19 protein-coding genes are annotated in these 26,659 nt (G+C 68.5%); 11 read left to right on the forward strand and 8 right to left on the reverse strand.

The window, feature by feature from the left end; genetic code table 11:
• Positions 1-8 precede the first annotated feature (8 nt).
• Genes OG729_RS03815 through OG729_RS03825 form a run of 3 tightly spaced genes read left to right on the forward strand, consistent with a single transcriptional unit; the run spans position 9 to position 4,086 of the window.
• Positions 9-1,901 carry a caspase domain-containing protein gene (locus tag OG729_RS03815; RefSeq protein ID WP_405804281.1) on the forward strand — a complete coding sequence of 631 codons (1,893 nt, stop codon included), beginning with the start codon at positions 9-11 and terminating at the stop codon, positions 1,899-1,901.
• Positions 1,902-1,953: 52 nt separating this feature from the next.
• Positions 1,954-2,691 carry a Crp/Fnr family transcriptional regulator gene (locus OG729_RS03820; protein ID WP_360865248.1) on the forward strand — a complete coding sequence of 246 codons (738 nt, stop codon included), beginning with the start codon at positions 1,954-1,956 and terminating at the stop codon, positions 2,689-2,691.
• Positions 2,692-2,724: 33 nt separating this feature from the next.
• Entirely contained in the window at positions 2,725-4,086 is a 1,362-nt protein-coding gene (locus tag OG729_RS03825; protein ID WP_405804283.1) for a hypothetical protein, read from the forward strand.
• 100 nt (positions 4,087-4,186) lie between these two features.
• On the opposite strand, the gene OG729_RS03830 is transcribed toward OG729_RS03825, so the two are convergent.
• From OG729_RS03830 to OG729_RS03860, 7 genes are all read right to left on the reverse strand, one after another.
• Entirely contained in the window at positions 4,187-5,008 is an 822-nt protein-coding gene (locus OG729_RS03830) for a hypothetical protein (protein ID WP_405804285.1), read from the reverse strand.
• The gene (locus OG729_RS03835; protein ID WP_405804287.1) at positions 5,008-6,156 is read right to left on the reverse strand and encodes a hypothetical protein; all 1,149 of its coding nucleotides are present in this window, start codon (positions 6,154-6,156) and stop codon (positions 5,008-5,010) included. The genes OG729_RS03830 and OG729_RS03835 overlap by 1 nt, the downstream gene beginning before the upstream one ends.
• Positions 6,157-6,877: 721 nt before the next feature.
• Positions 6,878-8,599 (reverse strand): acyl-CoA dehydrogenase family protein, encoded by a 1,722-nt coding sequence (locus OG729_RS03840; RefSeq protein ID WP_405804289.1) that lies wholly within the window; start codon positions 8,597-8,599, stop codon positions 6,878-6,880.
• An 84-nt stretch (positions 8,600-8,683) separates the two neighbouring features.
• Positions 8,684-9,250 carry a PadR family transcriptional regulator gene (locus OG729_RS03845; protein ID WP_360865262.1) on the reverse strand — a complete coding sequence of 189 codons (567 nt, stop codon included), beginning with the start codon at positions 9,248-9,250 and terminating at the stop codon, positions 8,684-8,686.
• An 81-nt stretch (positions 9,251-9,331) separates the two neighbouring features.
• Positions 9,332-10,819 carry an ATP-binding protein gene (locus OG729_RS03850; RefSeq protein WP_405804292.1) on the reverse strand — a complete coding sequence of 496 codons (1,488 nt, stop codon included), beginning with the start codon at positions 10,817-10,819 and terminating at the stop codon, positions 9,332-9,334.
• Positions 10,816-12,474 (reverse strand): FAD-dependent oxidoreductase, encoded by a 1,659-nt coding sequence (locus OG729_RS03855; protein ID WP_405804294.1) that lies wholly within the window; start codon positions 12,472-12,474, stop codon positions 10,816-10,818. The genes OG729_RS03850 and OG729_RS03855 overlap by 4 nt, the downstream gene beginning before the upstream one ends.
• 411 nt (positions 12,475-12,885) lie before the next feature.
• Entirely contained in the window at positions 12,886-13,440 is a 555-nt protein-coding gene (locus OG729_RS03860) for an ATP-binding protein (RefSeq protein ID WP_405804296.1), read from the reverse strand.
• A gap of 644 nt (positions 13,441-14,084) precedes the next feature.
• Here OG729_RS03860 and OG729_RS03865 point away from each other — a divergent pair.
• Both OG729_RS03865 and OG729_RS03870 read left to right on the forward strand, forming a co-directional pair.
• The gene (locus OG729_RS03865; RefSeq protein ID WP_360865273.1) at positions 14,085-15,311 is read left to right on the forward strand and encodes a peptidase M6; all 1,227 of its coding nucleotides are present in this window, start codon (positions 14,085-14,087) and stop codon (positions 15,309-15,311) included.
• Between the two features lie 180 nt (positions 15,312-15,491).
• Positions 15,492-16,685, forward strand: coding sequence for a M6 family metalloprotease domain-containing protein (locus tag OG729_RS03870; protein WP_405804298.1), 1,194 nt, complete (start codon positions 15,492-15,494; stop codon positions 16,683-16,685).
• Positions 16,686-16,753: 68 nt separating this feature from the next.
• Here the strand turns inward: OG729_RS03870 and OG729_RS03875 are convergent, their stop codons facing one another.
• Positions 16,754-17,719, reverse strand: coding sequence for a LysR family transcriptional regulator (locus OG729_RS03875; RefSeq protein ID WP_405804300.1), 966 nt, complete (start codon positions 17,717-17,719; stop codon positions 16,754-16,756).
• Positions 17,720-18,010: 291 nt separating this feature from the next.
• Here OG729_RS03875 and OG729_RS03880 point away from each other — a divergent pair, with 291 nt between their 5' ends.
• The 6 genes from OG729_RS03880 (at position 18,011) to OG729_RS03905 (ending at position 26,593) form a co-directional block, all read left to right on the forward strand.
• Positions 18,011-20,905 (forward strand): ATP-binding protein, encoded by a 2,895-nt coding sequence (locus OG729_RS03880; RefSeq protein WP_405804301.1) that lies wholly within the window; start codon positions 18,011-18,013, stop codon positions 20,903-20,905.
• A gap of 1,024 nt (positions 20,906-21,929) precedes the next feature.
• A complete protein-coding gene (locus OG729_RS03885) occupies positions 21,930-23,129 on the forward strand; it encodes a branched-chain amino acid ABC transporter substrate-binding protein (protein WP_405804303.1) in 1,200 nt (399 codons plus the stop codon).
• A 15-nt stretch (positions 23,130-23,144) separates the two neighbouring features.
• Complete coding sequence (locus OG729_RS03890) at positions 23,145-24,038, forward strand: branched-chain amino acid ABC transporter permease (RefSeq protein WP_360865289.1); 894 nt, start codon at positions 23,145-23,147, stop codon at positions 24,036-24,038.
• On the forward strand, positions 24,038-25,075 hold the full coding sequence (locus OG729_RS03895; protein ID WP_360865292.1) for an ABC transporter permease subunit: 1,038 nt from the start codon (positions 24,038-24,040) through the stop codon (positions 25,073-25,075). The genes OG729_RS03890 and OG729_RS03895 overlap by 1 nt, the downstream gene beginning before the upstream one ends.
• Entirely contained in the window at positions 25,072-25,890 is an 819-nt protein-coding gene (locus tag OG729_RS03900; RefSeq protein ID WP_360865295.1) for an ABC transporter ATP-binding protein, read from the forward strand. Before OG729_RS03895 ends, OG729_RS03900 begins: the two co-directional genes overlap by 4 nt.
• Positions 25,883-26,593: an ABC transporter ATP-binding protein gene (locus OG729_RS03905; protein ID WP_360865299.1), complete on the forward strand. Its 711-nt coding sequence runs from the start codon at positions 25,883-25,885 to the stop codon at positions 26,591-26,593. The genes OG729_RS03900 and OG729_RS03905 overlap by 8 nt, the downstream gene beginning before the upstream one ends.
• The last annotated feature ends 66 nt before the right edge of the window (positions 26,594-26,659 follow it).

Below are 26,659 nucleotides of genomic sequence, written 5' to 3' on the forward strand. Positions count from 1 at the left end.
GAGGCCAGATGACCCGCCGAGCCCTGCTGATCGGTGCCATGACCTACGGCTTGCAGGGCGTGGACAATGACATCGAACTGATGGAGGACGCCCTCGCCGCGCGCGGCTTCGGCCGGATCACCACGTGCACGGGCAAGGACGCCACCTACCACGGCATGATCAGCGCCCTGGAGCGGCTGTGCCGGGACTCGCAGGAGGGGGACACGGTCGTCGTGTACTACTCCGGGCACGGCTCACTCACCGACGGTGTGCAGTACCTGGTGCCCGTCGACATTGAAGAGAGCACGCAGCAGGATTTCCGGGGCTTGCTGGGCACGGAGCTCACCGAGGTGTTCCGGCGCCTGACGGCGACTACCCGCAACACCACCTGTGTGCTGGACAGCTGCCACGCTGGCGCCTTGGTCCGCGGCCAACTCCGCCTCAAGTCCCGTGCGATGCCCGATATTCCACTGGACGCTGCGCGGGAGCAGGTCGCCAGGGCCGGCGGCGCAGAAGACGGACCCGTAGCGCATCTCGTACGGCTGACGGCCAGTCAGCAATATGGCTCTGCGTTCGAGGGCAAGCCGTTGGACGGAGACCGTGTGCAGGGGCTGTTCACGGACGCCCTGACGGCACTGCTGCGGGACCCTCGGACGGGCGGGCTGCCCTGGGCCGTACTGATGCGGCGAATCCGGGACCGAGTGAAACAGGTTGTGGACCAATGGCCGGACGCGGGTGGAGAGTCGGGGCGGCTACCGTTCTCGCTGGAGGTACCGGACCAGCCGGAACGGCTGCCGCTGGAGCGCGTGGGCGGACGCTTCCGCGTCCCCGGCGGGGCGCTCCTGGGACTGGGTACGGGTGACGTCCTGCGCCTGGTGTTCCCCGACGACAGTCCCGTCCTCCCTGATCCGGTGGAATCGCGGGAGGACCTCACCGTGACCGTCCGCTGTGAAGTCAGCGCGCTGGACGGCGCGGACGCCCTGCTGGACGTACCGCCCGAGCCGGCCGGCCTGCTCACGGCGCAGCTGCCGCCCGGACCGTACGCGGTCCCGTTGCTGCTGCACGACCGGCGACTGGTGCGCCTCGACGCGGCGCTGCCCGAGGAGTTCGCAGAGGCACTGCGCGCCCGCGTGACGGCCTCGCCGCGCCTCGGCATCGAGGCCGGCGCGAGCCGTGCGTTCGCGGTCGTCCTCCCGCACGAGGCAGGCGGAACTGAGGTGTGCACGTCTGACGGGCTTGCCGCACGCGGCCCCCAACCGACCACCGCGGAGGGCGCTCAGTCCACCGCCGACCTCCTGGAGACGCTGGCCCGCGGCGAGCGGCTCCGAGCGCTCGGCGATCCGCCGGACGATGAGCGGCTCGACGCTCCGGTCGAGGTCCGCGTCGAGCGACTTCCTTCCACCGGCGGCGGCGGCTGGGAGCCGCTGCCCGCGCGGGACGCGTCACTGTATCCCGGCGACCGCTACAGGCTCACCGTGACAAACCTGAGCGACCAGGTCCTGTACTCCTGGATCATCGGCGTCGGGCTGAGCGGCCGGTCCGGGCTGATCACCAACGATCAGCCCAGCGGGGTGCGGCTGCGCCCGCGAGGCGCGGAATACGGCAGCACCGTACGGCTGGGACCGGTACGGGTGTTCTGGCCGCACGACGTGCCGAAGTGGGGCCCGCGCCCCGAGACCGTGCACCTGCTCATCGGGAATCGGCCGGTGGACCTCACCCCGCTCGTCGCGCGTGGGGCCCGAGACCTGGTTCGCCAGGATCCCCATCACCCGCTGAGGCACCTCCTCGACGAGCTGTGGGAAGGCGGCCGGGAGTACCGTCGAGACCAAGAGGTGTTGAGTGATGGTGAGTTGCGCTACCGCGTGCTGACTGCCCACGCCCTGACGTACCCCACCTCCCCTGCGGGTGAGGGGTGTTCATGAAATGGCGGGCGTACCATTCTGCTGGCCGAACTGCGGGGCGGGAGGTAGGGCGATGGCGAGCGAGAACGCGCGGAACCGCTTCCCGTCCGGCCCGTGGTCGCACGGCACCTTCCTCTCGGATCTCGCCGCAGGAGCCGCCCCGGAATCCGCCATGGAGGCCCTGCAGTCGGCGGGTACGCCCGTCTCCTACGCACCCCATGAGATCCTGCTCGCCGAGGGCGGGACCGGGACCTTCATCCTGCTCCTCCTCACGGGTGTCACCAAGGTGACGGCCATGGCTCCGAGTGGCGAGACATCCCTGCTCGCGGTGCGCCTCGGCGGCGACTTGGTCGGCGAGTTCGCGGCATTGGACAACCAGCCGCGCGCCGCAACGGTGACCGCTGCGAGCCCTGTAGGAGCCCGGCGGATCTCCCAACGGGCCTTCCTGCGGTGTCTGGACGACCATTCGGCGGTCGCCCTCGCGGTCGGCCGAACCCTGGTCCGCAAGAACCGCTGGTCAGTTCGCCGGCGTAGTGACTTCAGCAGCTGCCCGGTCATCACCCGCGTCGCCCGGGTTCTGGCCGACCTCGCCGAGGACTATGGACGGCCTCGCAGTGACGGCGTCCTGATCACCCCCGAACTCACCCAGGCAGAGCTCGCAGGACTCGTGGGCGCGCGCGAGCGCAGCGTCCACGAGGTGCTCGGCGAACTGGCGGCACAGGGGGTGATCGAGGTCGGTTACCGACGGGTGACGGTGCGCTCGCTGGAGGGGCTGCGCGCGGCCACCGAACCGCCCGACAGACCTAGGTGAACTGGTTCCCGAGCATCCCAGGAGGAGGTACGGATGGACGGTTGGACCACGGATGTGCCGGACGACGTGCTCGCCGCCGTCGATCTCGTCGGCGAGGGTGCCCCGGCGCCCCGCGGCGAGGAAACCACACCCGATGCCACACGTGCGTGCGGGGTCCGACTGGGGCACCCGCTCTCGTTTGCGCTTCCCCCGGACCCCACCGTCCCTGACCACTCCGGCCCCAGCGAGCTGTTGCTGTGCTTCCCCTTCGACCTGGAGGAGCTGTCCGACGGTCGCCGCTACCGCGAGGCGGAGCTCACGGTCCTTCTCAACGACGGTCTACGGGCACTGTCCCTGCACCCGGCCCCAGGCACTCCCATCGCCCGAGTGGAACCGTACGACGTCGATGTGAAGGCGTTCGGGCTCGGCAGCAGCAGGCTCCGCTGGGTCTTCCGGGCACCCGGCGGCGTCGGCGGACTGCGCCCCGACGGCCGGTGGGCGCAGACCCTCGTACGGCTGCCCCCCGGCACAACGGAGGTAACGGGACAACTTCGGCTGCGCGCCGTGATCGAGCGCCCGAGGCTGTTCGGCATGTGGCCCGGCACCCCGGTACACATGCCGCAGGAGGTGCTGTTCCGGCTGTCGACCGAGGACGCTTGGAAGACTGGCCGGCACTTCGCCGGTCCGGGCAACTTCCCGGGTTCCTGGGCTCTCCCACCGTACGGGGAAGCCGACGATGCGGAGGAGGCTCGCTGGACGGCCGGGGCGGACGAGGAGCTACCACCGGGGTTGCGCAGGCTGTGCCTGGCAGTGGACATCGAGAAGTACAGTGCCCGCGACAACGCGGACATGGTCCGTCTGCAGCGAGTCCTGCTGCGCACCCTGCGCACCGCGTGCGCACGCGCCGGGGTGCGGTGGGATGCGTGCGGCCGCCAGGCGTCGGGTGACGGCTACTTGCTGATTCTCGATCCCGCCGTCGACGAGACACGGGTGGTCCCGGACCTGCTGGCGGGACTGGCCGGGGGCCTGGCCTCAGCCAACAGTGCCCCGGCCGTGGCACTCTCCTCTGACGGCGTTACGGGGCTTGCCCCCGCGCGCGCGAAGGACGACTCCGTTCGACCGCTGCGTATGCGGGCAAGTCTGCACCAAGGCATCGTCCACGAGGCGGACAGCGGCTGGGCCGGCTCCGCCGTCGTCGCACTGTTCCGCGTACTGGACTGCGGTCCGCTGCGGCAGGCCCTGACATCGAACACCTCGGACGTCCTCGCGGTCGCCTTCTCCGACAGCCTCTACCAGGACCTGGTCGCCCACGGATACGCCGGTCTGTCGCCCGACGGGTTCCGCCGCGTCGACGTGCACAACGCGGCCAAGGACTTCTCAGCGGTGGCCTGGATCCGACTGGGCCCCGGTGTCTGAGCCCGGCTACGGCTCCAGGCCGCTGTACCTCGGGCCGGCCGGCGTCAATATGCGGATCCGCCGGGCCTCACGTACGGGCCCGGCGGGGTCTGGACAGGACTCAGCGCAGGAGGACGACGATCAGGGTGGCGCCGAGTCCGAGGGCGACAACCCCGGCCGCGAGGGCGAGGCGGCGGGCGAGCCGGACACGTCGCACGCATCCAGCGTGTCCGCCGCGGTCAACGTCCACTCGCTCACCACGAGCAGTGCCCGGCCCAGCAGCCGCAACGCCTTCGCGGCTGCTGGAGCGTGCGGGCCGAGCAGCCGGGGATGCGAACCGAGGAGGCGATGGGTGGTGGCCCGCGAGGGCCACCTGGAGGTTCCTCTCCGAGCGGTAGGGGGTCTCCTCGACGACACGCAAGGCGGTTCCGGTGTCCGGTGGCTTGGCGCCTTCGCTGGCACACACCGGATGAGTGCCGGAATCCGCGGTGAAGAAGGCTCGTACTGATTCGGCGCAGGCTCCGTGGATCCAGTCGAAGAAGTCGTCCGTGGGCTGGGGCGGACGCCCTTCTTCGTCACAGACGACGCCCTCCACGAGCGGAGTGCGACGCGTCCCGTGCAGTGCGTACTCGGTGTTCAATCCGACGTCCGCCCCCCGCAGATGGCCTACCCGGTAGAGCACCCACAGCCTCCTGGTGCCCCGGTCACGGTACTGCCTCAGATAGGCAATGCCCTCGGCCGCCTCCCCCGCCACCACGTCGGACAGCAGGTGATGCAGGTCGCAGGCGACGAGGAAGTCAGGGGCCACGACGATGTGGAACCCGGTGTCGACCGACCGCGTTATCGCGAACGGCCACACCGGGCGGACGCCCGGGTCCCCGCCCTTCTGTGTTCCGGATCGAGGGGTGGTAGGCGGGCCCAGGGGCTCGGCGGAGCCGGTCATCACGACACCTCCCGCAGGACGAGCGATCCCGGATGGGCCGCCTCGAAGTCCGCGAGGACCGAGTCGAACAACGTAATCATGGCGTTCATCGCCTCCTGTCGCGATCGTGCCCTGAGCAGTCGTGCGCGCAGCTGCCGACTGTCCTCCGCCGCCTTCCGCTCGTACCTCCGGTTGCGTTCCGTCACGAACGAGGTGAAGGCGTCGGCCAGCGTCTCCTGGACTGCCGAGAGGGCAGGCGAGTTGGTGACGTTGGCCGTCAGGACGCTGCGCAGCACCGGGAGTTTCTGTGCTGCCACCCGGAACAACCAGGGCCACAGTTCGGTCTGCTGCGGTCCCTCCTCAACGGTCGTCTCCAGCTCTCGTGCGCGGTCGAGTTCGCGGGTGAACAGATCCACGAGGACGGCCATGAGGGGTACTTCCACGTTCATGGGGAGCGGAAAGCGGCCCTGCTTCACCATCGTCCGCCCGTCGGGACCGAGGGTGGCGAAGCCTCGGCCCAGGGAGCTGACGGGGATGAAGCGCAGCGCGCCGCCGTCCGTGCGGCGCGTCCGGTTGACATAGAAGTCGTGAAAGTCGGGGTTCTCCAGCAGTCGGTCGAGGACGGCGCGCACGGTGTGGCCCTCCGCCTCCAGCAGGTCCCACTTGGTAACGAGGAAGTGGGTCACGGCCCGGCTCGCTCCAACGGCGCTGAGCACGGGGATCAGCTCCTCGATCAGCCGTTCGTCTCCGTCCAGGCACCGCATGACCTTCAGGCCGTCCAGCATCACCAGCAGGAACTCGGACTCCTCCACCCGCCGCCAGACAGCGGCGCCGAATTCCGTCGCGGTCGCCGTCGCACTGGTGAGGTGATCGCCCGCGAAGTCGAGGTAGTCCAGGGTGAACGGGCTGTACACCTCGCCCTGTTCGGTGCGGATCGAGCAGGTGAACTTCCATTCCGACGTGTGGGAGAGGAGGTTCGGGTCCGGCCAGCCGTCCGGACTGACGATCTGGGAGTAGATCTGGTTCAGCTTCGTCGACTCGTGCGGCGGGAGTTGAACGAAGAAGCCCACGTCGTCCCGCTGAATGGCAAGGCGGCGGAACAGGCTGGCCAGGTAGACCGTTTTCCCGGAGCCCTGCGGCCCCAGGACGGTGACCGGAATGGATGACATCGCCTCGTACTCCTTGCTGACACGCGTCTGTCGGTGACGGGGAGTCGCCCGGCGGGCAGCTCCCCGCTCCCCCGTGGAGCATCAGTAGAGCTCTGTATCGGCGGACGGATCCCGTAGTGGTGCGGATTTCTGCGGATTCCATCCCGGGAATCCGGCTGGCATCGGGATGCTCGGCCCCCGGCCGTGACGGACCGCGGCGGCAAGCCGGGCCCGGGGTATCCGTAGCCCCGGTGCCGCAAGCAACTCCGAACACATCGAGATGTCGACCCCAATCGTGCGCCTTGGCAAGTGCTGAGCACGCCCGATCGACCGCCGAGGTCGTCCAGAACCGCCTTCAGTCCGCCAGCCATGCCCCAAATACCAGTCTGGGAAACAAGATCCGGGCCATTACCGGACCAAGTCCCCGCCCGCCGCCCCCAGCGGTCCCGTTTTCGCAGTTCGGCGGGCGCAGGTTCGGATTTCGTGACCCCACATCCAGCCTCTGACGGTGACTGACCGTCAGACGTGGTGCAAGAGCACACGTGGGGCTGAGCCTGCGCAGGCAGGGGCTCGACCAGCTGAGTCCCGATCAGCGTGGCTGCTGGTATGTCGACCAGTGCCTCTTCGTGGACGTCCACGAGGACGAGCAGGAGCTCCCGCTTTTTCTCTGCTGGGAACGCCAAGGGCGTCCGATCCGGCCTTGAGCCCGTCGGACGCCCCTTCGCCCAGGGTTGCCGCGTTGCTACGGCGCCATCTCGTACGTCCCGGACAGCGCCTCGACGCGCTCCCAGACGCGGGCCGAGCGGGCGTCGTCGACGACCGGCCGTCGCACCGCGGCCAGCGCCCACTGCTGCTGTTCCTCGGTGGCGGAGTCCTTGCCGTGCAGCTCGACGGAGTGCGCGGAGAAGTCGCGCACCAGGACGGCGAACAGCTCGTCGAGCACGTCCTCGTCCAAGCCGGTCAGGCGCGCCTGCTCCAGGATCAGCTGGCCGTGGACGACGAGCGCGAACAGCTGGCCGACGGCGAGGAGAAGGTCGAGGTCACGGCTCTGCTCCTCGTCCGGGGCGGCGGTGGTGACGAACTCGCACAGGGCGTCGGCCTGTTCCCGGAAGCGGCCGACGTTGGGCACATGGGCATACGCTTCGTAGGCGGTGCGCCAGTCGTGGAAGCGTACGGAGCCCAGTCCGCGGGCCGGTCCCTGCCGGAAGAGGAAGGCGTCGTCGGCCGCGTCGAGCCGGGTCGGGACGGGGGCGTACTCGGCGGGGTTCAGCAGATGGTTGCGCATGAACTTGAGGATCAGCGCGAGGTTGACGTGGACCGTGCCCTCCAGCTTGGGCAACCCACGGATCTCGGCTGCGGCCTGGGCGAAGTAGGTGTCCTTCTCGAAGCCCTTCGCGGCGATGACGTCCCACATCAGGTCGATGACCTTCTCGCCCTCCGTGGTCACCTTCATCTTCGTCATCGGGTTGAACAGCAGGTAGCGGCGGTCGTCGGGGCCGGCGGAGCGGAAGTAGTCGACGGCGCGGTCGCTGAACAGCTTCATTCCGACGAGACGGACGTACGCGTCGCTCAGCTCGCGGCGCACGTGCGGGAAGGCCGTGACGGGGCGGCCGTAGAGGATGCGGTTGTGCGCGTGGGTTACGGCCTCGTACATCGCGTGCTCGCAGATGCCGATCGAGGCGGTGCAGAGATTGAACTTTCCGACATTGACGGTGTTGAGGGCTGCGTCGAAGGCAGCGCGGCCGGTGTGCAGTACGTCCTCGGGGCCGACCGGGTAGTCGGCGAGGCGGAACTCGCTGACGTACTTCGAGGAGTCGACGACGTTCTTCACGAGGTGGTACGCCGGGTGGCGGCTGTCGGCGGCGAAGAAGACGTAACCGTCCGGGCCCTCGACATCGGTGCGGCGGCCGAAGACGGAGACGAGGCCGGCGGCGTTGCCGTTGCCGATGTAGTACTTGGAACCGGTGGCCCGGAAGCCACCCTCACCGTCGGGCTCCAGCAGCATGTCGGTGGAGTAGATGTCGGCGCCGTGGGCCTTCTCGGACAGGCCGAAGGCGAACACCTCACCCTGGGAGAGGAGTTCCGCCGCGCGGGTGCGAGCGGCGGCGTTGTCGCTCTGCCAGACCGGGCCGAGGCCGAGGATGGTGACCTGCCACGCGTACCAGTAGTCGAGCCCGTAGAAGCCGAAAATCTCGTTGAGGGCGGCGATCCGGGCGGTGTCCCACCGCTTGTCCTGCTGCCCCTCGGCGGCGGATGCCGGGGTGAGGAAGGTCGCGAACAGCCCTTCCTTGGCCGAGAACGCGAGGAAGTCCGCCAGCCACGCACGGGAGCGGTAGTCCTCGATCAGCCTGCGCTTGCCACGGTCCTCGAACCAGTCGACGGTGGCACGCAGCAGCCTGCGGGTCTCGGGGTCGAAGTGTGCCGGGTCGTAGGTGCGCGGGTTGAACAGCAGCGGGTCGGCCATGGGTGTTCGCCTTTCCGGCTTGGGATCGGGGGATGGTGGGTTGATGAGTTCGTGCGTGAGCGTGGTGGAGATGGCGGGGGCGGTTCAGCGCTCGGCAGCGAGCCGGTGGAGGGTGGCGAGGACGTCGTCGAGCCAGGCGAGCGTCATCCGTTCGTACGCGATGCCTCCGCGCAGCACGACATGCTGGAGTTCCCGCCCCGGGTCGGGCGTTGCGGAGGCCTGGGCGGCATCTGGTCCCGTGAAGTCACGCAGCTCCCCCGCGAGATAGTGCGCGAGCCGGTCGCTGTGCGCCTGGCGGTGCCGCTCGACCTCGCGGATCAACGCGGCAGGATCGTCGAAGGCCGCGCCACGGATCTTCACGGCGAGGTCGTGCCGGACGCTTTCGGGTTCGATCGGCTCATGCAGCCATTTGGAGAGGGCGGCCCGGCCGAGTGCGGCGACGGAGTACTCCTTCTTGTCCGGCCGGGTCTGCTGCGGCACCTCGCGGACGTCGACCCACCCTTCGCCCTCCATGCGCTTGAGGACGCGGTAGATCTGCTGATGGGTGGCGGTCCAGAAGTGGCCGATGGACCGCTCGAACCGCCGGGCCAACTCATAGCCGGAGCCCGGCTTCTCCAGCAGAGAGACAAGGATCGCGTGTTCGAGCGCCATACCCCGATCCTTCTATGCAACTCGTTGCATAGACAAGCCGTGGCAGCCGGGTGAGACACGACTCACCCGGCGCTCTGTCTGTCAGTTCCCTGCTTGGCCGGAGTCTCGGGCGGAGCCGGCGGGCGCGTCCTGGTCGTCGAGCGGTGGTGTGATGGGCAGGCAGACCTCGAACGTCGTGTCACCGGGCTGTGAGTGCGCTCTGATGTCACCGTGGTGCTTGTTGACCACGATCCGGTAGGAGATGTCGAGCCCCAGGCCTGTTCCCTCGCCGACCGGTTTGGTCGTGAAGAACGGTTCGAAGATCCGCGGGCGGATTTCGGGCGGGATGCCGTGTCCGGTGTCGCGCACCTCGACGATGATGCGGTCAGCCTCGCGCCGGGACGCGAGGGTGAGGGTTCCGGTTCCGTCCATCGCTCCGAGCGCGTTGTCGATGAGGTTCGTCCACACCTGGTTGAGCTCCGCGCCGTACGCCGGGATCGGCGGCAGGCCGCGGTCGTACTGCTTCACCACGTTCACACCGGACGGGATCTTGGCCTGCAGCATCACCAGCGTGGCGTCGAGGAGTTCGTGGACGTCGACCGGCTGCTGGGCGGCGCGGTCGAGCTGCGAGTACTGGCGTGCCGCCTCGACGAGGCCCGAGATTCGGGTGACCGCGTCCTCGATCTCCCCCATCAGCAACTCGGTGTCGATGGTGTAGGCGAGCCAGCGCACCGCCGCTTCCTGATGCTCCTCCCCCAACGCAGCAGTGGCGTCGGACAGCCATGTCGCGTCGATGCCGCCGGCGACGAGCGTCGGCGCGATGTCCCAGCCCTGGCGGATGCCGTGGTCCTCGAGCCAGTCGGCGAGTTCGTCCTCGGCGTCGGACGCCTCGATGGCCGAGAGCGTACGGTCGGCTTTGGCGCGGGTGATGGCCGCGTCCTGCATGGCGACCAGTTGATGCAGCCGGCTGCCGTCGAGGCGGCCGTCGGCGAGGAAGGCGAGCTTGTGGCGCATTCCTGTCACCCGGCTGCGCAGGGAGTCGGTGGCGCGCACGGCCGCTGCCGCTGGGTTGTTGAGTTCGTGGGTGAGGCCCGCGGCCAGGGAGCCGAGCGCAACCAGTCGCTCGCGTTCGGCGAGGATGGTGTTGGTGGCGCGGGTGCCGAAGAAGAGGCCTTCGAGCAGGTGGAGGGCCATGGGGAACCACGTGCGGATGGCCTGGGCGAACTCGTCCGCGGGCAGGACGAACAGCTCGACATCGGTGATGGCTCGCAGTGTGTTGGGGTAGGCCTGGTCCACCCGGTCTCCGAGATAGGCCTGCGTGGCGCCGGCGTAGACGCCGATCTGGTCCGTGCGGCTGACTTCGATGTCGTCGCCGTGAAGGCGGCGCAGGACGGCCACGGTGCCGCCGAGCAGTACGAAAAAGCAGGTCGCGGGCTCGCCTTCGGAGTACACAGGAGTTCCGCCCTGCCGGGTCTCGACCCGGCCACGCTCGGCGAGCCATTCCAGCTGCGTGCTGTCGAGGGTTTCGAAGAGGAACAACCCGCGCAGCTCGGCGGGGGTGAGCTTGGTGCGCTCGCTCTGAGTGTTCATTGCGCCTCCAGGTAGCGGTGTACCAAGGAGACGGCCATGGCACCCTCCCCCACGGCGGAGGCCACACGTTTGACCGACTCGGCGCGTACGTCTCCGGCGGCGAAAACGCCGGGCACGCTGGTTTCGAGGTGGTACGGATCCCGGGACAGCGGCCACCCGGCGGGACGGGCGCCGTCGGACATCAGGTCGGGGCCGGTCAGGACAAATCCCCGCGCGTCGCGGCAGATGACGCCGTCCAGCCATTGGGTGGGCGGTTCGGCTCCGATGAAGACAAAAAGGTACGACGCGTGGACCGTGGTGAGGGCGTCCGTCCTGTTGTCACGCAGGATCAGGCGTTGCAGGTGCTTTTCGCCCTCACTGCCCGCAACTTCGGTGTGCGAGTGGATCTCGATGTTGGCGAGGGCCTCGAGCTGCTGCACCAAGTAGTGGGACATGGACTGGGTCAGGCCGGATCCCCGGATCAGGAGATGGACCTGCTTCGCGTAGCGGGAGAAGTACACCGCTGCCTGGCCCGCGGAGTTCGCTCCGCCCACGATGTAGACGTCCTGGTCCTGGCAACTGGCCGCCTCGAAGGAAGCGGCGCCGTAGTAGACGCCCGCCCCGGTGAAATCCTCCAGTCCCGGACCGTCCAGCCGCCGGTAGGAAACGCCGGTGGCCAGCACGACGGTGTGGGCCCCGATCGATGTCCCGTCGCTGAACCGCAGTACGCGCCCGGCTCCCGCGGCCTCAAGGGACACCACCTCACGTGCGGTGAGGATCTCGGCGCCGAAACGCATGGCCTGGCGGCGGGCGCGGTCCGCCAGCTGCGCACCCGACACTCCATCGGGAAACCCGAGATAGTTCTCGATCCGGCTGCTCTGGCCGGCCTGCCCACCCGTCGCGCTGCGTTCCACCAGTACAGTGCGCAGTCCCTCGGAAGCCGCGTAGACGGCGGCACCGAGCCCGGCGGGGCCCGCACCGATCACGACGACGTCGTAGAAGGCGGCGGCGGGGGTGGTGGTGAGTCCCACGTGCGCGGCGAGTTCGGGTTCGCTCGGCGCCTGCAGTGTCTCGCCGTCGGCAGTGATCACCACAGGCACGTCGCCCGCGGTGAGCCCGGCTGCTTCCAGCAGCCTCATGCCCTCGGGCTCGTCCGCGGCGAGCCAGCGATAGGGGACGAGGTTGCGGGCGAGGAACTCCCTTACGGCGAAGGACGGTGCCGACCAACGGTGGCCCACGATCCGCGTCTCGCCGGCTTCCTCATGGGGCGCTGCCGCCCACAGCTCCAGCAGCCCGTCCAGGACCGGGTAGAGGTTCTCCTCGGGCGGACTCCAGGGCTTGAGCAGATAGTGATCGAGGTCGACGAGGTTGATGGCGTCGATGGCCGCGCCCGTGTCGGCGTAGGCGGTCAGGAGCACACGCCTGGCCAGCGGGAAGAGGTCCATGGCCTCCTCGAGGAACTGCACTCCGTTCATCGTCGGCATGCGGTAGTCGGCGATCATCACGGCAAGCGGATCGCCCCGCAGCTTGACCTCCCGCAGCGCCTCCAGAGCCTCTGCACCGGAGGGTGCGCGGAGCACCCGATACCGGTCGCCGTACCGGCGCCGCAGGTCGCGGGCGATGGCTCGGGACACGCCCGGATCGTCATCGACGGTCAGGATCGTCGGCTTCGCCATGCCCTCCATCTTGCTCTCCACCGAGCACGCACGCGATGAGGGACCGGAAGCAGCCTGTGGGACTCCCTGCGACCAGCCCGGGTAGCGGCGCCGTCGCGGGAACGCTCAGAGGCCGAAGTTGCAGTCATCGGAACGGTAGGGGTCGCAGTCGAGGCAACGCAGAGCCCCGCAACCGTCGCAGCAGACCAACGACTGCCCGCAATGGCATGCGGAGTCGTTCGGGTCCGAGGATCGGGGTGCCTCGGCAGCGTTCCGAACGTCAGTCAAGGGCCTCCTCATCGGCTACTCCCATCACGAGGTACGAGCGTCCGGGGTGCCGGCAAGGAGGCACGGTGTCGGAGCGGCATGGCCCGCTCAGCATCTGGCCTCTGGTGTGCCGTCGGGGAGATCTCGAAAGCCCATAACGCGGAGTTATGCGCTGGCCGACTGGCACTGCGGCGGCGGGACCGACGCGTGGGCGAAGCGGCCGAGGGCGGGGACGGAAGACGGAACCACGGCTTCGGTCAGGCCCGCAGCCTGCAGTTCGAACCAGACCGTCTTTCCCCGGCGAGTCGGACGGACGCCACAGCGGTGGGACAGTTCATGGATCAACTGCATGCCTCGACCGGATTCATCGTCGGCGCCGGCCGCCTTGAGGCAGGGGGCAGCCGGATGCGAATCGGTGACTTCGCACCGAAGCGACGTGCCGCGGACAGTCACACTGAGCAGGATCGGGCCGGCTCCGTAGCGCACCGCGTTGGTAACCAGTTCGCTGACGAGCAGCTCGGCGGTTTCCGATTCCTCAAGGGGCTGTTCGACGAGGATGTCGCGAGTGAAGCTCCGAGCGGCGGCCACGGAGGCCGGGTGGCGATCGAACCACCGAGATCTACTGTCACCTCGGAACGGCCTGGGAACCAGGCGGGTGAGGTGGGTCAGGACGTAGGCCAGGCGGCCGGTCAGCGGACCGTCCACTTCATTGATCGTCATGATGCTGCCGCCCTTTCGCGTCCTGGATGTCCTGGACATCTGTCTCCACAGAACGCCGGCGCCCACTAAGAGATCAACGCGTATGCGCACCCATTAAGTGGAGGGAACGATGGGTAGCGCGTTCCGGTGGTCATGTGGGGCTCTCGAGCAGTGGCCGGGCATGCACGTACGGTGATCACTGTCGGCATGCACTCACGGTGATACCTGACCGCATCGGCGAGGCCACGTCCCCGCGATGGCAAGGGGCCCAGAGGCGGCGGCCTTCCGGGTTCATAACGCTATGTGATGAACAGGCGAGAGCTGCCTGACGCGCTGACCGGGCCGCACCATGTCCCCGAACCGACAGTCAAGCGGATCCTGCTCAGCCGCAATTCCAGGCGGCACCCGGCCTGGACGGGCAGGTACGCTCCACGATCGCCCAGATGATCCGGAGGGCGAACCTCCGATGCCGGCGCGATCCCCGGGCAGGTGAGAGCTCCCCTGAACGAGCTGCCGACCTGCCCTCCGCCACATTGCAACAGCTGCGAAGAGACGGCGAGCCCAGTCCGCGACCCGCCCACCTGTCATCGGTAGCCGCCACGTCGGCTGCCGGAGGTCGCAGCTGCCGGGCCCGAGCCCGGACCACTCCCCCCGGAGGCATAACCTTGCGCTCTTCGACCTGGACGCGACGCCTACTCCCCGCGGCGCCCCTGATCGTCCTGTCCGCCCTGCTCGCTCTGCTTGCCCTGGTCACCGTCCCCGCCGGCCCCGCCCATGCCTTCAACGGGAGCACCTCCACGTGTGCGCTCCAGGGGACGACCGGCTACACCGACGAGGGCCAGCAAACCGACTACACCCGGTTCCAGAACCCGAACGGCACCAAGCGCGTAGGCGTGATCTACGTGGACTTCCCCGACGCCCTCGGGACCACCACGCCTCTCACCCCCTACTACAACCAGATTTCCGGCGCCGCCAACTGGCTGTGGAACGCCTCCAACGGCAAGACCTGGCTGGACCTGCAGGCCCCGTACGGCAACTGGGTGCACATGCCGAAGAACTCCACCGCCTACAACTGGCAGCGCGATTTCTCCTGGGCCACGCACCAGACCTATGTCAAGGACGCACTCACCGGCGCTGCCAGTGCGGGCGTCAACCTCGCCAATTACGACACGTTCTACATCGTGCCGACCAGCACGGCTGCCGCGATCAGTCACTCCCCCACCTTCATCCAGGACCCCAACAACGTGACCTGGGTCTGGAATGGGCCGACGAACAGCTGGGTGGCCATCCACTGGGCGGTGACCTTCGGTCAGGACCTGTGGACCTGGGGCTCCAAGGTCGCCGTCCATGAGACCGGCCACACCTTCGGCCTGCCCGACCTCTACGCCTTCAGCGGCGATCTGCACCAGTACGTCGGCGGTTGGGACATCATGGGCAAAGTCAGCGGCCCGGCCCCGCAGTTCTTCGGCTGGCACGCCTGGAAGTTCGGCTGGATCACCGACAGCCAGGTCTCCTGTCTGTCCACGAATGACACGTACTCCGCCACCCTCAACGGAGTGGAGTACGGGGGCACGGGCTACAAGCTGGCAGTGATCAAGACCAGCGCCACCACCGCCTACGTCGCCGAGTCCCGCAAGGCCGCCAACAACGACTCCAACGCCTGCGCCACCGGCGTGGTCATTTACAAGGTCAACACCTCCACCACCACCGGCAACGGGCCGATCCGCATCGTGACGAACCCCAACGCCGCCGCACCCACCGGGAACTGCTCCACGCTGGACATGCAGACCTGGAAACCCGGCGAGTCGTTCCAGGACGACACCGCCCGCATCCGGATCTACGTGAACAGCTCCGACGCGTACAACGACACCGTCTGGACCTACAAGTGGTGACCGCATAGCACGGGATGCCTCTGGCTCCCGTATCCGCATAACGCGAAGTTATGGGGATACGGGAGCTGTCCGTAAGGACTGGTCCCGTTCAACCTTGTCCCCACTCTGTGAAATGTCACATGGCAAGGGCACCGGGCGCGCCCGACGTCCGGACGCCACCGCAAGGAAGGAACTGAGGAAATGCGCAGACCCACACCCAAGGTCCGGCGGCTCGCCGTCGCCCTGACCGTGCTCATCCCTCTGGCGGCAGCCACGCCAGTGGCGAGTGCGGTCTCCGAGGTCCCGACCACCACCCCCGCCGCCGACTGCGCCCTCCCCGGCAGGACCGGCTGGACCGACGAGGGCCACAACACCGACTACAACCAGTTCCAGCAGCCCATCGGCACCAAGCACGTCCTGATGCTGTTCGTCGACTTCCCCGACGCCCCGGCCACCGATTCCACCACCGGCTACTACGACGAACTCGCCCCGGCTGCCGACTGGATGCACAAGGCCTCCTACGGGCGGGTCAAGCTCGACATCACCCCGGTGAACCGCTGGCTGCGGATGCCGCAGGAATCCACCACCTACGGCTTCGACCGCGGGATCACCTTCGAACAGCACGAGTTGTACGTGCGTCAGGCCGTCCAGGCCGCGGATCCGCACGCCGACTTCTCCCAGTACGACATGGTCTACATCGTCCCGACCAAGGCCGCGAAGGCGGTCAAGTTCTCCCCGACCTACCTGTACGACCCCGCCACCTCCGGCATCGTCGCCGACGGCAAGCGCCTCAAGTGGGGGGTGACGTTCGGACAGGACATGTGGCGCTGGGGCTTCAAGGTCGCCAACCACGAGACCAGCCACATCTTCGGGCTGCCCGACCTGTATGCCTTCACCGGAACCGACTTCCACCGCTACGTGCGCGGCTGGGACCTCATGGGCAACATCGCCGGGCCCGCCCCGGAGCATGTCGGCTGGGAGCGCTGGAAGTTCGGCTGGATCCGCGACGAACAGGTCGACTGCCTGTCCGCGCCCGGCAGCCACGCCGTCCATCTGAAGGCCGTCGAGAAGCCCGGCGGAACCAAGATCGCGGTGATCCGCACGGGCGAGACCACCGCGTACGTCGCCGAGTCCCGCAAGGCTGTCGGCGGCGATGCCAAGGCCTGTTCCACCGGCGTGCTCATCTACAAGGTCGACTCGTCCACCCAGACGGGCGACGGCCCGATCCAGGTCGTCAACGGCAACCCCGAGGCCACACCGCCGTCGGGCTGCGCGCCGCTGGACATGGCCGCGTTCCAACCCGGACAGTCCTTCACCGATCCCGCCACCGGAGTCCGCATCGACGTCGAGAGCAGCAGCGCTCTCCACGACGACATATCGATCACCAAGCAGTAGGGGCGTGCTGCTGCGGTGGAGGGCGACCATGCTGTCTTCGGTCACCATCCGCCGCAGCAGCACCCGGTTCAGTCCAGCAGCCGCACCGAGCGCGGATGGCGTTCGCGCCACCGTGCGTACGCCTCAGTGGCGGCGCAGGTGGCCAGATAGCCTTTGCCGACCCTGCGGAAGATCTCGTCGCCGTGTGCGGCGAGCGGGCCGTCGCGACGCCAGGCAAGCACATGGCGGTACCAGATCGGATTCCCGGCGAGCGGGCGGACCGCGACGCCGGGCACCGCGATGAACGTGGCCTGGCAGAGGCTGACGGCCAGGCCCGCCCGTACGAGCTCGATCAGTTGCCGGCCCTCCGCCTCGTAGGGCGTTTTCGGTTGGCGGTCCGCCAGGGCGAAGACGGACGCCCAGTATTCCCGGGTGCGGTCGGTGTCCGGGTGGGGCACGGCCCAGTCCTCTTCGATGAGCTGGTTCAAGCTCACCTCTTCCTGCTCTGCCAGCGGGTGGGCGGACGGGAGCAGGGCGAAGACGGGCTCGGCGGCCAGTGGGCGCAGTACGACTCCATCGCGTGGCGAGAGCTCCTGGCCAGGGTTGTCACCGAGGACCGCCGCCTCCAGTCGTCCCGCGGCGAGGTCGTCGAGCAGTGGCGACGGGGAGTACTGGCATCGGACCGTCACCTCCGATCGGGGCGTCAACTCCCTTACCGCCACGATGAGATCGGCAAGCAACGGGGCGCCCACCGATCCGAGGCGGACGCGGTCGGTTGTCGTTCGGCAGCGTGCGACGCGGGCGGTGTCGGCCAGCAGGTCGTCGATGCCCGGCAGGATGGCACGTGCTCGCGTGAGCACCAGCTCGCCGAACGTTGTGGGGACGACACCGGCTTTTCCACGGTCGAAGATCGCCCCGCCCAGCATGATCTCGATGCGCCGCAGCTGGGCGCTGAGCCCCGGCTGGGTCATGCGCAGCGACGCGGCGGCGCGGGTGAGACTCCCTGCCTCCGCTATCGAGCAGATCACTCGCAAATGCCGTACCTCGAGATCCATGGCGCGGATGTTATGAACCCGCGGGAGCTCCCGAACAGGGGAGTGACACCCCCAGTCTTATGTGAAATGTCACATGTAATTCACGCAGACGCCCGATGCAAGCGCGAGGACCCTGCGCCCGGGCCGAAACCGAAAGTCTTCTTGATCAACCAGGCCGCGGTCATCTGACGGCCGTCCCAGTCTCGCTTCGCGAGGAGCGGGATTAGCGTGGTGTGTACGAGGTTGCGGGTGTGACGCGGGATGTACGGGCAGCCGCCCGGCCCGTGGCCGCCCAGAACGGCTGGGTGCGTCATGATGGTGAATCTCGATCCCGGCCCGCGCGCCGCGGGCGGCGGAGGTTTCGCCTTTGTGGGCCGTCGACAGGAGTCCGGTCTGCTGCGGGGCGCCCTGCAGCATCCACCCGCAGTGGTGCTGATCGAGGGAGAGGCCGGGGTCGGCAAGTCCCGTCTGGTCAGCGAGGTGACCGGGGACTTGGCCGGCCAGGGCGGGCGAGTCCTGTACGGGTCCTGCCACCCGCTGCGCGAACCCTTTCCCTATGGGCCGGTCATCGACGCCCTGCGCCAGGCCGGGCCCTTCCTTCCGCCGGCCTCCGAGATGTCCCCGCTGGCCGGCGTCCTGGCGCCGCTGCTGCCGGAACTGACCGACCACTTGCCTACCGCCCCCGCCGACGTGCAGGAGACCGGGGCTGAGCGCTACCAGCTGGTACGGGCGGTGCGCGCGGTCCTGGAGGCCTGCGGCACTGCAATCCTGGTCATAGAGGATCTGCACTGGGTGGACGAAGCCACCCGCGAGCTGCTGCTGCTCCTGGCCCGCGACCTGCCACCGCACCTGGGCCTGGTGCTCACCTACCGGCAGGAAGAGCTGCCGCCGCGCGCACCCGTCCTGGGCGCGGCCTATCGCCGCCCGCCGGGCACCAGCGGCGCGGAGATCCACCTGGCTCCGCTGACCAAATCCGACATCCATGACCTGACCGCTGCCGCCCTGGGCCCGCGCGCCACTCACGCACTGGGCCGCATCCTGTTCGAGCGCAGTGCGGGCCTGCCCTTGGTGGTCGAGGAGGACCTGATCACCTTGAGTGAACAGGGACATCGGGGACACCTGAGCGTTGAGGTGGTCGATCCGGTGACCAGGCTCGGCCAAGCGGTGGTGCCTCGAGGACTGCGGGAGGCGGTCACCACACGGGTGCAAGGCCTGTCGGCGCAGGCGGTAGCGGTGGTGGAGGCCGCCGCGGTGCTGGCCGTGCCCACCGCGGAACCCGTACTGACCCAGGTCGCCGATCTCGACCCTGAACAGGGCATGGCAGCCCTGATGGAGGTGCTGGGCGCTGCGGTGCTGCGCGAGAACCAGCCGATGCAGTACGGGTTCCGCCACGCTCTTGCCCAGCAGGCCGTCTACCAGAGCATCCCGGGTCCGCAGCGTCGCCGCCTGCATGAGCGGGCGATCGCGGCCCTGCGCACATTGGACAGCCCCCCGCTGGTGCAGATCGCCCATCACTTCCGCGCCCTGGGCGACCGGGAGGGCTGGCTCGCACAGGCCGAGGCGGCCGCCGCTCAGGCGCTCGCGCTGGGTGACCAGGGCACCGCCGCCGCTCTTCTGCACACCATCCTGGCCGAACCGGGGCTGGATGAGGATGTACGTACTCGCATAGCGCTGGCCCTCAGCCGCACCGCCACCTTCAGCGTCGAGTACACGGCGTCGGTGGCGGTCCTGCAACGAATCCTGTCCGACCCTCAGCTGCCGGCCACAACCCGCGGTGAGATCCGCGTCGGACTCGGCCTCATCCTCACCAGTCAGGCGGGCGACCCGGAAGGCATCCGGGAACTGGAGAGCGCCATCGAGGAGCTGAGCGACCAGCGGCCCGAGACCGCCGCGCACGCGATGAGTCATCTCGCCCTGTGGGCGACGTTCAGAGGGCGGCCCGCTGCAGAAGCACTGGCCTGGATCGAGCGCGCCGAGCGCGCTGTGCAGGCCAGTCCCGATGAGGCGGCGCGGGCCACAGTGCACGCCAACAAGATCGCGGTGCTGGCCCAGATCGGGCATCCGGCGGTCTGGGAGCTGGTCGATCGCCTGCCCCGGGAAGGCAGAGACCTCGCCGTTCTGAGGCAGACCGCCAGGGCGCTGTACAACGCGGCCGACGCCGCGCTGGATCTCGGCCACGACGATCGGGTCGGCGCCCTGCTCGAACAGAGCCAGGAGCTCGCCCACCGCACCGGTGCCCCGCACCTTGACGCCATCTGCCGCATTCTGCGCCAGGAACTCGCCTGGCTCGAGGGCACCTGGGGCGATCTGGAGGCCGCCTACGCATCCTTGTTCGCCCAAGTCCAGGACATCCTGATGCTGGAGGTTGAGGGATCGCTGGTTCTGGGGGCGCTCGCCGAAGCCCGCGGACAGTGGAGCCAGGCTCTGAAGAGGTACACCACCGCGAGAGACGCGAGTGACTACGTGGTCTGGACCGCTGATGCCGCCGCCGGTATCGGCCGGGTCAGGCTTGCCCAGGGTGAGCCCGAGACAGCGTGGGCGATCAGCGCCCCGGCAACAAACAGCCTGCGACACAACGGGCCCTGGCTCAGAGCCTCAGCCGTGGTTCCGGTCGCCGTCGAGGCCGCCCTCGCCACCGCGCGGCCCGAGTCGGCCACGCAGCTGACCAGGGAGTTCGAGCGCGCAATCGAAGGCCAGGACGGGCCCGCCGCCATCGCCCATCTTCACCTCTGCCTCGGACTGTTGCTGCGCGACGACGACCCGGCCCGGGCTCGCGATCACTTCGACCGTGCTCGCGCCACCTTCCAGGGCATCGGCCGCCCCTACCTCACGGCCCAGGCCGCCGAACGCGCCGCCCGCACCCTGATCCCCACCACGCCGCACCGTGCCGCGCAGGACCTGACGGAGATCGACGAGATCTACCGGCACCTGGGGGCCACCTTCGACGCCGCCCGCTGCCAGCGCACTCTGCGCGACCTCGGCGAAGCTCGCCCTCCGGTCGGACGCCGCGGCTACGGCGAGCAGCTCTCCCCCCGCGAGCAGGAAGTTGCCGGCCTCCTCGCCACCGGCGCCACCAACCGCGACATCGCCCAGGCCCTCTTCCTCTCTCCCCGCACCGCGGAACACCATGTGGCCAGCGTCCTCAAGAAACTCGGCGTCACCAGTCGCCACGCGGTCCGAGACGCCCTGGCCACCAACAACCCATGAGCCGCGAGGTACCTCATGCGCGCCGCCGGGCCCCTACCCCTGGCTTCGGCAGGTGCGATAGGCACACGTGGGCTCTGTACTACCTAGCAACTACCCAGTGACTACCTAGCGTTCCATTCCACGGGCGATGTCCCTACCCAGCCATCCCCGGTACGGGCTGCCATCGGTGACCGGACTGTGCTCGTCCGGCCATGGACTCGGCCGCACGCCCTCGGTCTCCTGGAATCACCAGCCACATACATCCGGGGAAATCCCCTTATGACCGGAGAATCCGATGGCGGAGGAGAAATTCATGGGCCTTGACATTATTGAGCCCGGCACAGTCAGGATCGCAGGATACCTTCGGTGCTTTCCCTTCGATGTCTGGGGAATGGAAACGCATCGGATCGCACTTCGCAGGTATGCCCGACAACTCGGACTACCTGAGCCCTCGATCCATCTGGACAACGGCTTGCGCTCCCGAGGGCCGCTGCCGGGCCTGGAAAGGCTTATGGACCTGGTGGCTTGCGGCAGCTTCGACGTGCTGTTGATACCCGGACCGTTCGTCCTGTCCGTACACGATCTCGAGGCCTCCGCAATCGTCGGACGGATCACTGGCTTCGGCTGCAGGGTGCTGGAACTCCCGCCCCTTCACGCCCCGAGGCACTCCGGACCGGAGCCGCCCGGTTCGAGGGCGCTGCCCTCGGCGCCCGGCGCCGAGCGATGACGGCGCCCTCCCCAACACGCTGACCGGCGGGTCGGCAGAGGCTTGCGAGAGACCGGCCGGGACAACGTCCGGGATAACGGTCGGGATAACGGTCGGGTTCCAGCCATTGACCGATCACTCTGGCGCGATGTGAAATGTCACACGCCACATAGCACGCCATGCGGCTTCTGACCCGGCAGAGAGAAGAGCCACGTTCTGAGCCGACTGCCACTCACCGTGTCGCCCGCCGACCGATCCCCGCTGGTCCTCAGACCCGTATCCGATCCCCCAGGCCCTCACACCGACCGTCCGCAATACCTCGCAGAGGAGCGTCCCCCCGTGAAGAGACCCACCATCCCCGCTCTGCCCTCCACCGCCCGCACCACGTCCCGCATCGTGGCGCTGACCTCGCTCCTTACGGTGGCCGCGCTGTCCACCACGGGCTGCAACGGACTGGTCGGCGGCGGCGCCGAGGGTGACGACAAGGGCCCCATCGTGCTCGGCATGGCCATACCGATGTCCGGCAGCAGTGCGGACACCGGCCCGTACATGAAGAACGGTGCGCAGCTCGCGGTCGACGAGATCAACGCCAAGGGCGGCGTCCTCGGCCGAAAGCTGCAGCTGCAGGTGGAGGACGACGCCTGCGACCCGAAGACCGCGGTCGCGGCGGCCAACAAGCTGGTCGCGGCGCACGCGGCCGTCTCGGTCGGCGGCTACTGTTCGGGCGCCACCCTGCCCACGCTGCCGATCTTCGACAAGCGGAACATCCCCATGGTCATTCCGGCGGCCAACTCCAACCAGCTCGTCAGCCAGCACCTCAAGCATGTCTTCCTCATCAACGGCACAGGCAGCCAGCAGGCTGCCGCCGCGGTCGCCTGGCTGAGCAAGGACGGGGCCAAGAAGGTCGCCGTCATGGACGACAACACCAGCTACTCCAAGGACATCGCCGACCTCACCTGGGCCAAGCTGGGCACCACGGGCGCTCCCGCCAAGGCCGTCGAGGAAGCGGTCAACCCGGGTGAGAGCGACTACAGCCCCAATATCACCAGCGTGCTCAAGTCGGCCCCCGACTACATCTACTGGACCGGCTACTACCAGGAGGGCGGTCTGCTGATCCGGCAGTTCCGCCAGGCCGGGTACAAGGGCAAGTTCCTCGTCGGCGACGGCTCGGTCGACCCGAAGCTCGTCAAGATCGCGGGCGCCGAACACGGCGAGGGCGCCTTCGCGACCATGACCCAGACCCCCCAGACCACTCCGGGCGCCGAGAGCTGGATCGCCTCCTACAAGACGAAGTTCGGCGCCGAACCCGGCCCGTACTCCACCCAGTCCTACGACGCCGTTCGGGTCGCCGCCGAGGCCATCAGGAAGGCCGGCAGCACCGACGGCGACAAGGTCACCGCGTCGCTCGAAGCGATGGACGGCTTCAAGATCTTCTCCGGCCCGCTGAAGTTCACCGCCGACCACACGCTGAGCAACGGTGGCTTCGTGATCCTCGCCGTCAAGGACGGGCAGTTCGTCCTGCGGGATTCCCTCAAGTAGCCCGGAGGATTTCGCATGGCACAGCTGATCTGGAACGGGCTGTTCGTCGGCTCGTTCTACGCCTTGGTGGCCCTGGGCTACAGCATGGTCTACGGGATCATCAAGCTGCTCAACTTCGCCCATGGTGACCTTTACATGCTCGGAGCGTTCTCCGGGTTCGCGATGCTCGGCGCGCTGGGCGGCTTCGTCCCCTCAAGTTCGCTGCTCGCACTGTTCGTCGTGCTCGTGCTGACGATGCTGGCGACCGGCCTGGGCGGCGTCGCACTGGAGCGGGTGGCTTACCGGCCGCTGCGCGGGGCGCCGCGTCTCTCGCTGCTCATCACCGCGGTGGGCGCGTCGTTCGCGCTGGAGTACGGCGTCCGCATCGTCGCCGGCCCCAACCCGAGGGTCTATCCGGTACGTCTCGACGGCACCGCCGTGGAGGTGTTCGGTGCCAAGATCACCATTCAGCAGCTCGTACTCATGGCGATCGCCGCCGGGCTGATGGTGGCGCTGAACACCCTTGTCATGCGCAGCCGCCAGGGCCGTGCGATGCGCGCCATCGCGCTCGACCCGAAAGCGTGCCTGCTGATGGGCGTCAACGTCGACGCGGTCATCTCCCGTACCTTCTTCATCGGTTCGGCCTTGGCCGGCGCCGCCGGAGTCATGTCCGGCGCGTACTACGGAAAGATCGACTTCCTGATGGGCTTCATCATCGGGCTCAAGGCGTTCACCGCGGCCGTCATCGGCGGCATCGGCAATATGAAGGGCACCATGCTGGGCGGCCTCGTCCTGGGGCTGCTGGAGTCCTTCGGCACCGACTGGCTCGGAGGCCAGTGGCGCGATGTGTTCGCCTTCGGCTTCCTCATCCTCTTCCTGACCGTGCGGCCGACCGGCCTGCTCGGCGAGCGTGTAACGGAGCGAGTGTGATGACGGCCGTCCAGAACCCACCGGTGAAGCCCGTCAAGGGCCGTGGTCCCTCGCCCGTCACGCGGCTGCTGGAAAGCCGAAGGCTGGGCTGGGCCGGGCTGCTGACCGCCCTGCTCGCCCCGTTCGTCATCGCCACTCCGTACGCGATGAACGTCATGACCAGCGCGGTCATCTTCGTGATGCTCGCCGTCGGTCTGAACATCGTCGTCGGCTACTGCGGTCTGCTCGACCTCGGCTTCGCCGCCTTCCTCGCGGTCGGCGCATACACCGGCGGGGTAATCGCCACGGAGTTGAAGGTCCCGCTCCTGGCCACCGTGCCGGTCGTCATCGTGGTGACGGTGGTGGCCGGAGTGGTGATCGGAGGTCCCACGCTGCGGCTGCGCAGCGACTATCTGGCCATCGTGACCCTCGGCTTCGGGGAGATCATCCGGATCGTCGCGAGCAATCTGGACATCACCGGTGGTCCCTCAGGGATCTACGGCATCCCCGGGCTGCTCGGTGACACGCTCTCCGACCCGGTCGTCTTCTACTACACCGCCGTACTGATCGTCTCGGTCGCGGTGCTGTTCGCCGCGCGGCTCGGCCGCTCCCGTATCGGCCGCGCCTGGCGATTCGTCAGGGAGGACGAGGACGCTGCCGAGGCCAGCGGAATCCATACCTACCGGGTCAAGTTGGCGGCCTATGTCGCGGGTGCGGTCTGGGGCGGACTCGCGGGCGTGCTGTTCGCCGGCCAGCTCTCGGCGATCTCCCCGGCCAGCTTCACCTTCCTGCAGTCCGCCCTTGTCCTGATGGCGGTCGTGCTCGGCGGTATGGGCTCCACGCCCGGCGTCGTGGTCGGCGCCGTGGTCATCAGTCTGCTGCCCGAGCTGCTGCGAGGCCTGGCCGACTACCGCTACTTCGTTTTCGGCGTACTGCTCATCGTCGTGATGCTGCTTCGCCCGCAGGGCCTTTGGCCGCACCGTTCGCGCGAGCCCGACCACACGGCGGCGCGGAGCACGCCCGGCGCACCCGGCGCGCCGGCAAAGGAGGAAGAGTGATTCTCGAAGTAAAGGATCTGCGGCTGGCTTTCGGCGGAGTCCGTGCCGTCGACGGCCTCACCTTCTCCGTCGGTGAGGGCGAGATCGTCTCGATCATCGGCCCCAACGGTGCCGGAAAGACCTCCGCGTTCAACTGCGTGAGCGGGTTCTACCAGCCGACCGGGGGCGTTGTCCGGCTGGCGGGAGAGGACGTGACGGGCCTGCGCCCGTCTGCGGTCGCCGCCCGCGGCCTCGCCCGCACCTTCCAGAACCTGCGGCTGTTCGGCGAACTGTCGGTGCTGGACAACGTACGGGCGGGCACCCATCTGTGGCTGCGGCAGAGCACCCTCGACGCGGTGCTGCACACCCCCCGTTATCGACGCAGCGAGCGCGAGAGCACCGACGAGGCCCACACATGGCTGGACTTCGTCGGGCTCCGCGGCGACCGGGCCGGTCTTGTACGTCACCTTCCGTACGGCGAGCAGCGCCGGGTGGAGATCGCCCGCGCCCTGGCCAGACGGCCGAAGCTGCTGCTGCTCGACGAGCCTGCCGCCGGGCTCAACCACGGCGAGAAGGCCGAGTTGCTCGCCCTCATCCGCCGGATCCGGGAGCTAGGCATGGCGATCGCGCTCATCGAGCACGACATGGGCCTGGTCATGGAGGTGTCAGGGCGGGTGGTCGTGCTGAACTTCGGAAAGGAGATCGCCGACGGTTCGCCGGAGGAGGTACGGCAGGACCCGGCCGTCATCGAGGCCTACCTCGGCCGGGCGGCCGACGACGACGAAGTCCATGCCGCTCGCGCCGGATTCGACGGGAAGGGGGCACACCATGCTTGAGATCTACGGCCTCGACGTCCGATACGGAGGAGTGCAGGCACTGCGGGGGCTCGACCTCAGCGTGGCCGCAGGGGAGACCGTCGCGCTGCTCGGCAACAACGGCGCGGGCAAGACCACCACTCTGTCGGCGGTTTCGGGGCTGGTCCGACCCGCCGCGGGCCGGATCGTGCACGCGGGTGACGACATCACGAGGACCGCTCCGTCGAAGATCGTCGCGCGAGGAGTGGTGCACGTCCCCGAGGGACGGCGGATCTTCAGCACCCTGACCGTGCATGAAAACCTGCTGCTCGGCGGCTATTTGGTGCGCGACGGCGCCGAACTCGCGCGGCGGGTCGAGGAGGTCTACGAACTGCTGCCCCGGCTGGCCGAACGGCGGGCCCAGCACGGCGGGACGCTGTCCGGTGGGGAGCAGCAGATGCTCGCCATCGGCCGGGCCCTTGTCGCCCGCCCCGATCTGCTGATGCTGGACGAACCGTCGATGGGCCTGGCCCCGCTCATGGTCGCCGCGGTGATGGAGGTGATCAGGGACGTCAACCTCGGCGGCACAGCGGTGCTCCTCGTCGAACAGAACGCCACGGCTGCGCTGAAGATCGCACATCGGGGATATGTGATCGAGAACGGGGAGACGGTACTGGAGGGCACAGCGGCCGACCTGTCCGCCGACCCCCGCGTCGTCCAGGCCTATCTGGGCGGGGTTGCGTGACCGGCGACGAGCGGCTCGGATCGGTCACAGGTCAGCGCGGGCGCCCCCGCGGGCCGGCGAGCGGGA

Origin of the sequence: Streptomyces sp. NBC_00210 (assembly GCF_045160975.1) — a bacterium.
Taxonomy (GTDB): Bacteria; Actinomycetota; Actinomycetes; order Streptomycetales; family Streptomycetaceae; genus Streptomyces.

Bases quoted from the DNA above. Each gene is read 5' to 3' on its own strand.
- OG729_RS03815 (WP_405804281.1), top strand. From the start codon at position 9: ATGACCCGCCGAGCCCTGCTGATCGGTGCCATGACCTACGGCTTGCAG.
- OG729_RS03820 (WP_360865248.1), top strand. From the start codon at position 1,954: ATGGCGAGCGAGAACGCGCGGAACCGCTTCCCGTCCGGCCCGTGGTCG.
- OG729_RS03825 (WP_405804283.1), top strand. From the start codon at position 2,725: ATGGACGGTTGGACCACGGATGTGCCGGACGACGTGCTCGCCGCCGTC.
- OG729_RS03830 (WP_405804285.1), bottom strand. From the start codon at position 5,008: ATGACCGGCTCCGCCGAGCCCCTGGGCCCGCCTACCACCCCTCGATCC.
- OG729_RS03835 (WP_405804287.1), bottom strand. From the start codon at position 6,156: ATGTCATCCATTCCGGTCACCGTCCTGGGGCCGCAGGGCTCCGGGAAA.
- OG729_RS03840 (WP_405804289.1), bottom strand. From the start codon at position 8,599: ATGGCCGACCCGCTGCTGTTCAACCCGCGCACCTACGACCCGGCACAC.
- OG729_RS03845 (WP_360865262.1), bottom strand. From the start codon at position 9,250: ATGGCGCTCGAACACGCGATCCTTGTCTCTCTGCTGGAGAAGCCGGGC.
- OG729_RS03850 (WP_405804292.1), bottom strand. From the start codon at position 10,819: ATGAACACTCAGAGCGAGCGCACCAAGCTCACCCCCGCCGAGCTGCGC.
- OG729_RS03855 (WP_405804294.1), bottom strand. From the start codon at position 12,474: ATGGCGAAGCCGACGATCCTGACCGTCGATGACGATCCGGGCGTGTCC.
- OG729_RS03860 (WP_405804296.1), bottom strand. From the start codon at position 13,440: ATGACGATCAATGAAGTGGACGGTCCGCTGACCGGCCGCCTGGCCTAC.
- OG729_RS03870 (WP_405804298.1), top strand. From the start codon at position 15,492: ATGCGCAGACCCACACCCAAGGTCCGGCGGCTCGCCGTCGCCCTGACC.
- OG729_RS03875 (WP_405804300.1), bottom strand. From the start codon at position 17,719: ATGGATCTCGAGGTACGGCATTTGCGAGTGATCTGCTCGATAGCGGAG.
- OG729_RS03880 (WP_405804301.1), top strand. From the start codon at position 18,011: ATGATGGTGAATCTCGATCCCGGCCCGCGCGCCGCGGGCGGCGGAGGT.
- OG729_RS03890 (WP_360865289.1), top strand. From the start codon at position 23,145: ATGGCACAGCTGATCTGGAACGGGCTGTTCGTCGGCTCGTTCTACGCC.
- OG729_RS03895 (WP_360865292.1), top strand. From the start codon at position 24,038: ATGACGGCCGTCCAGAACCCACCGGTGAAGCCCGTCAAGGGCCGTGGT.
- OG729_RS03905 (WP_360865299.1), top strand. From the start codon at position 25,883: ATGCTTGAGATCTACGGCCTCGACGTCCGATACGGAGGAGTGCAGGCA.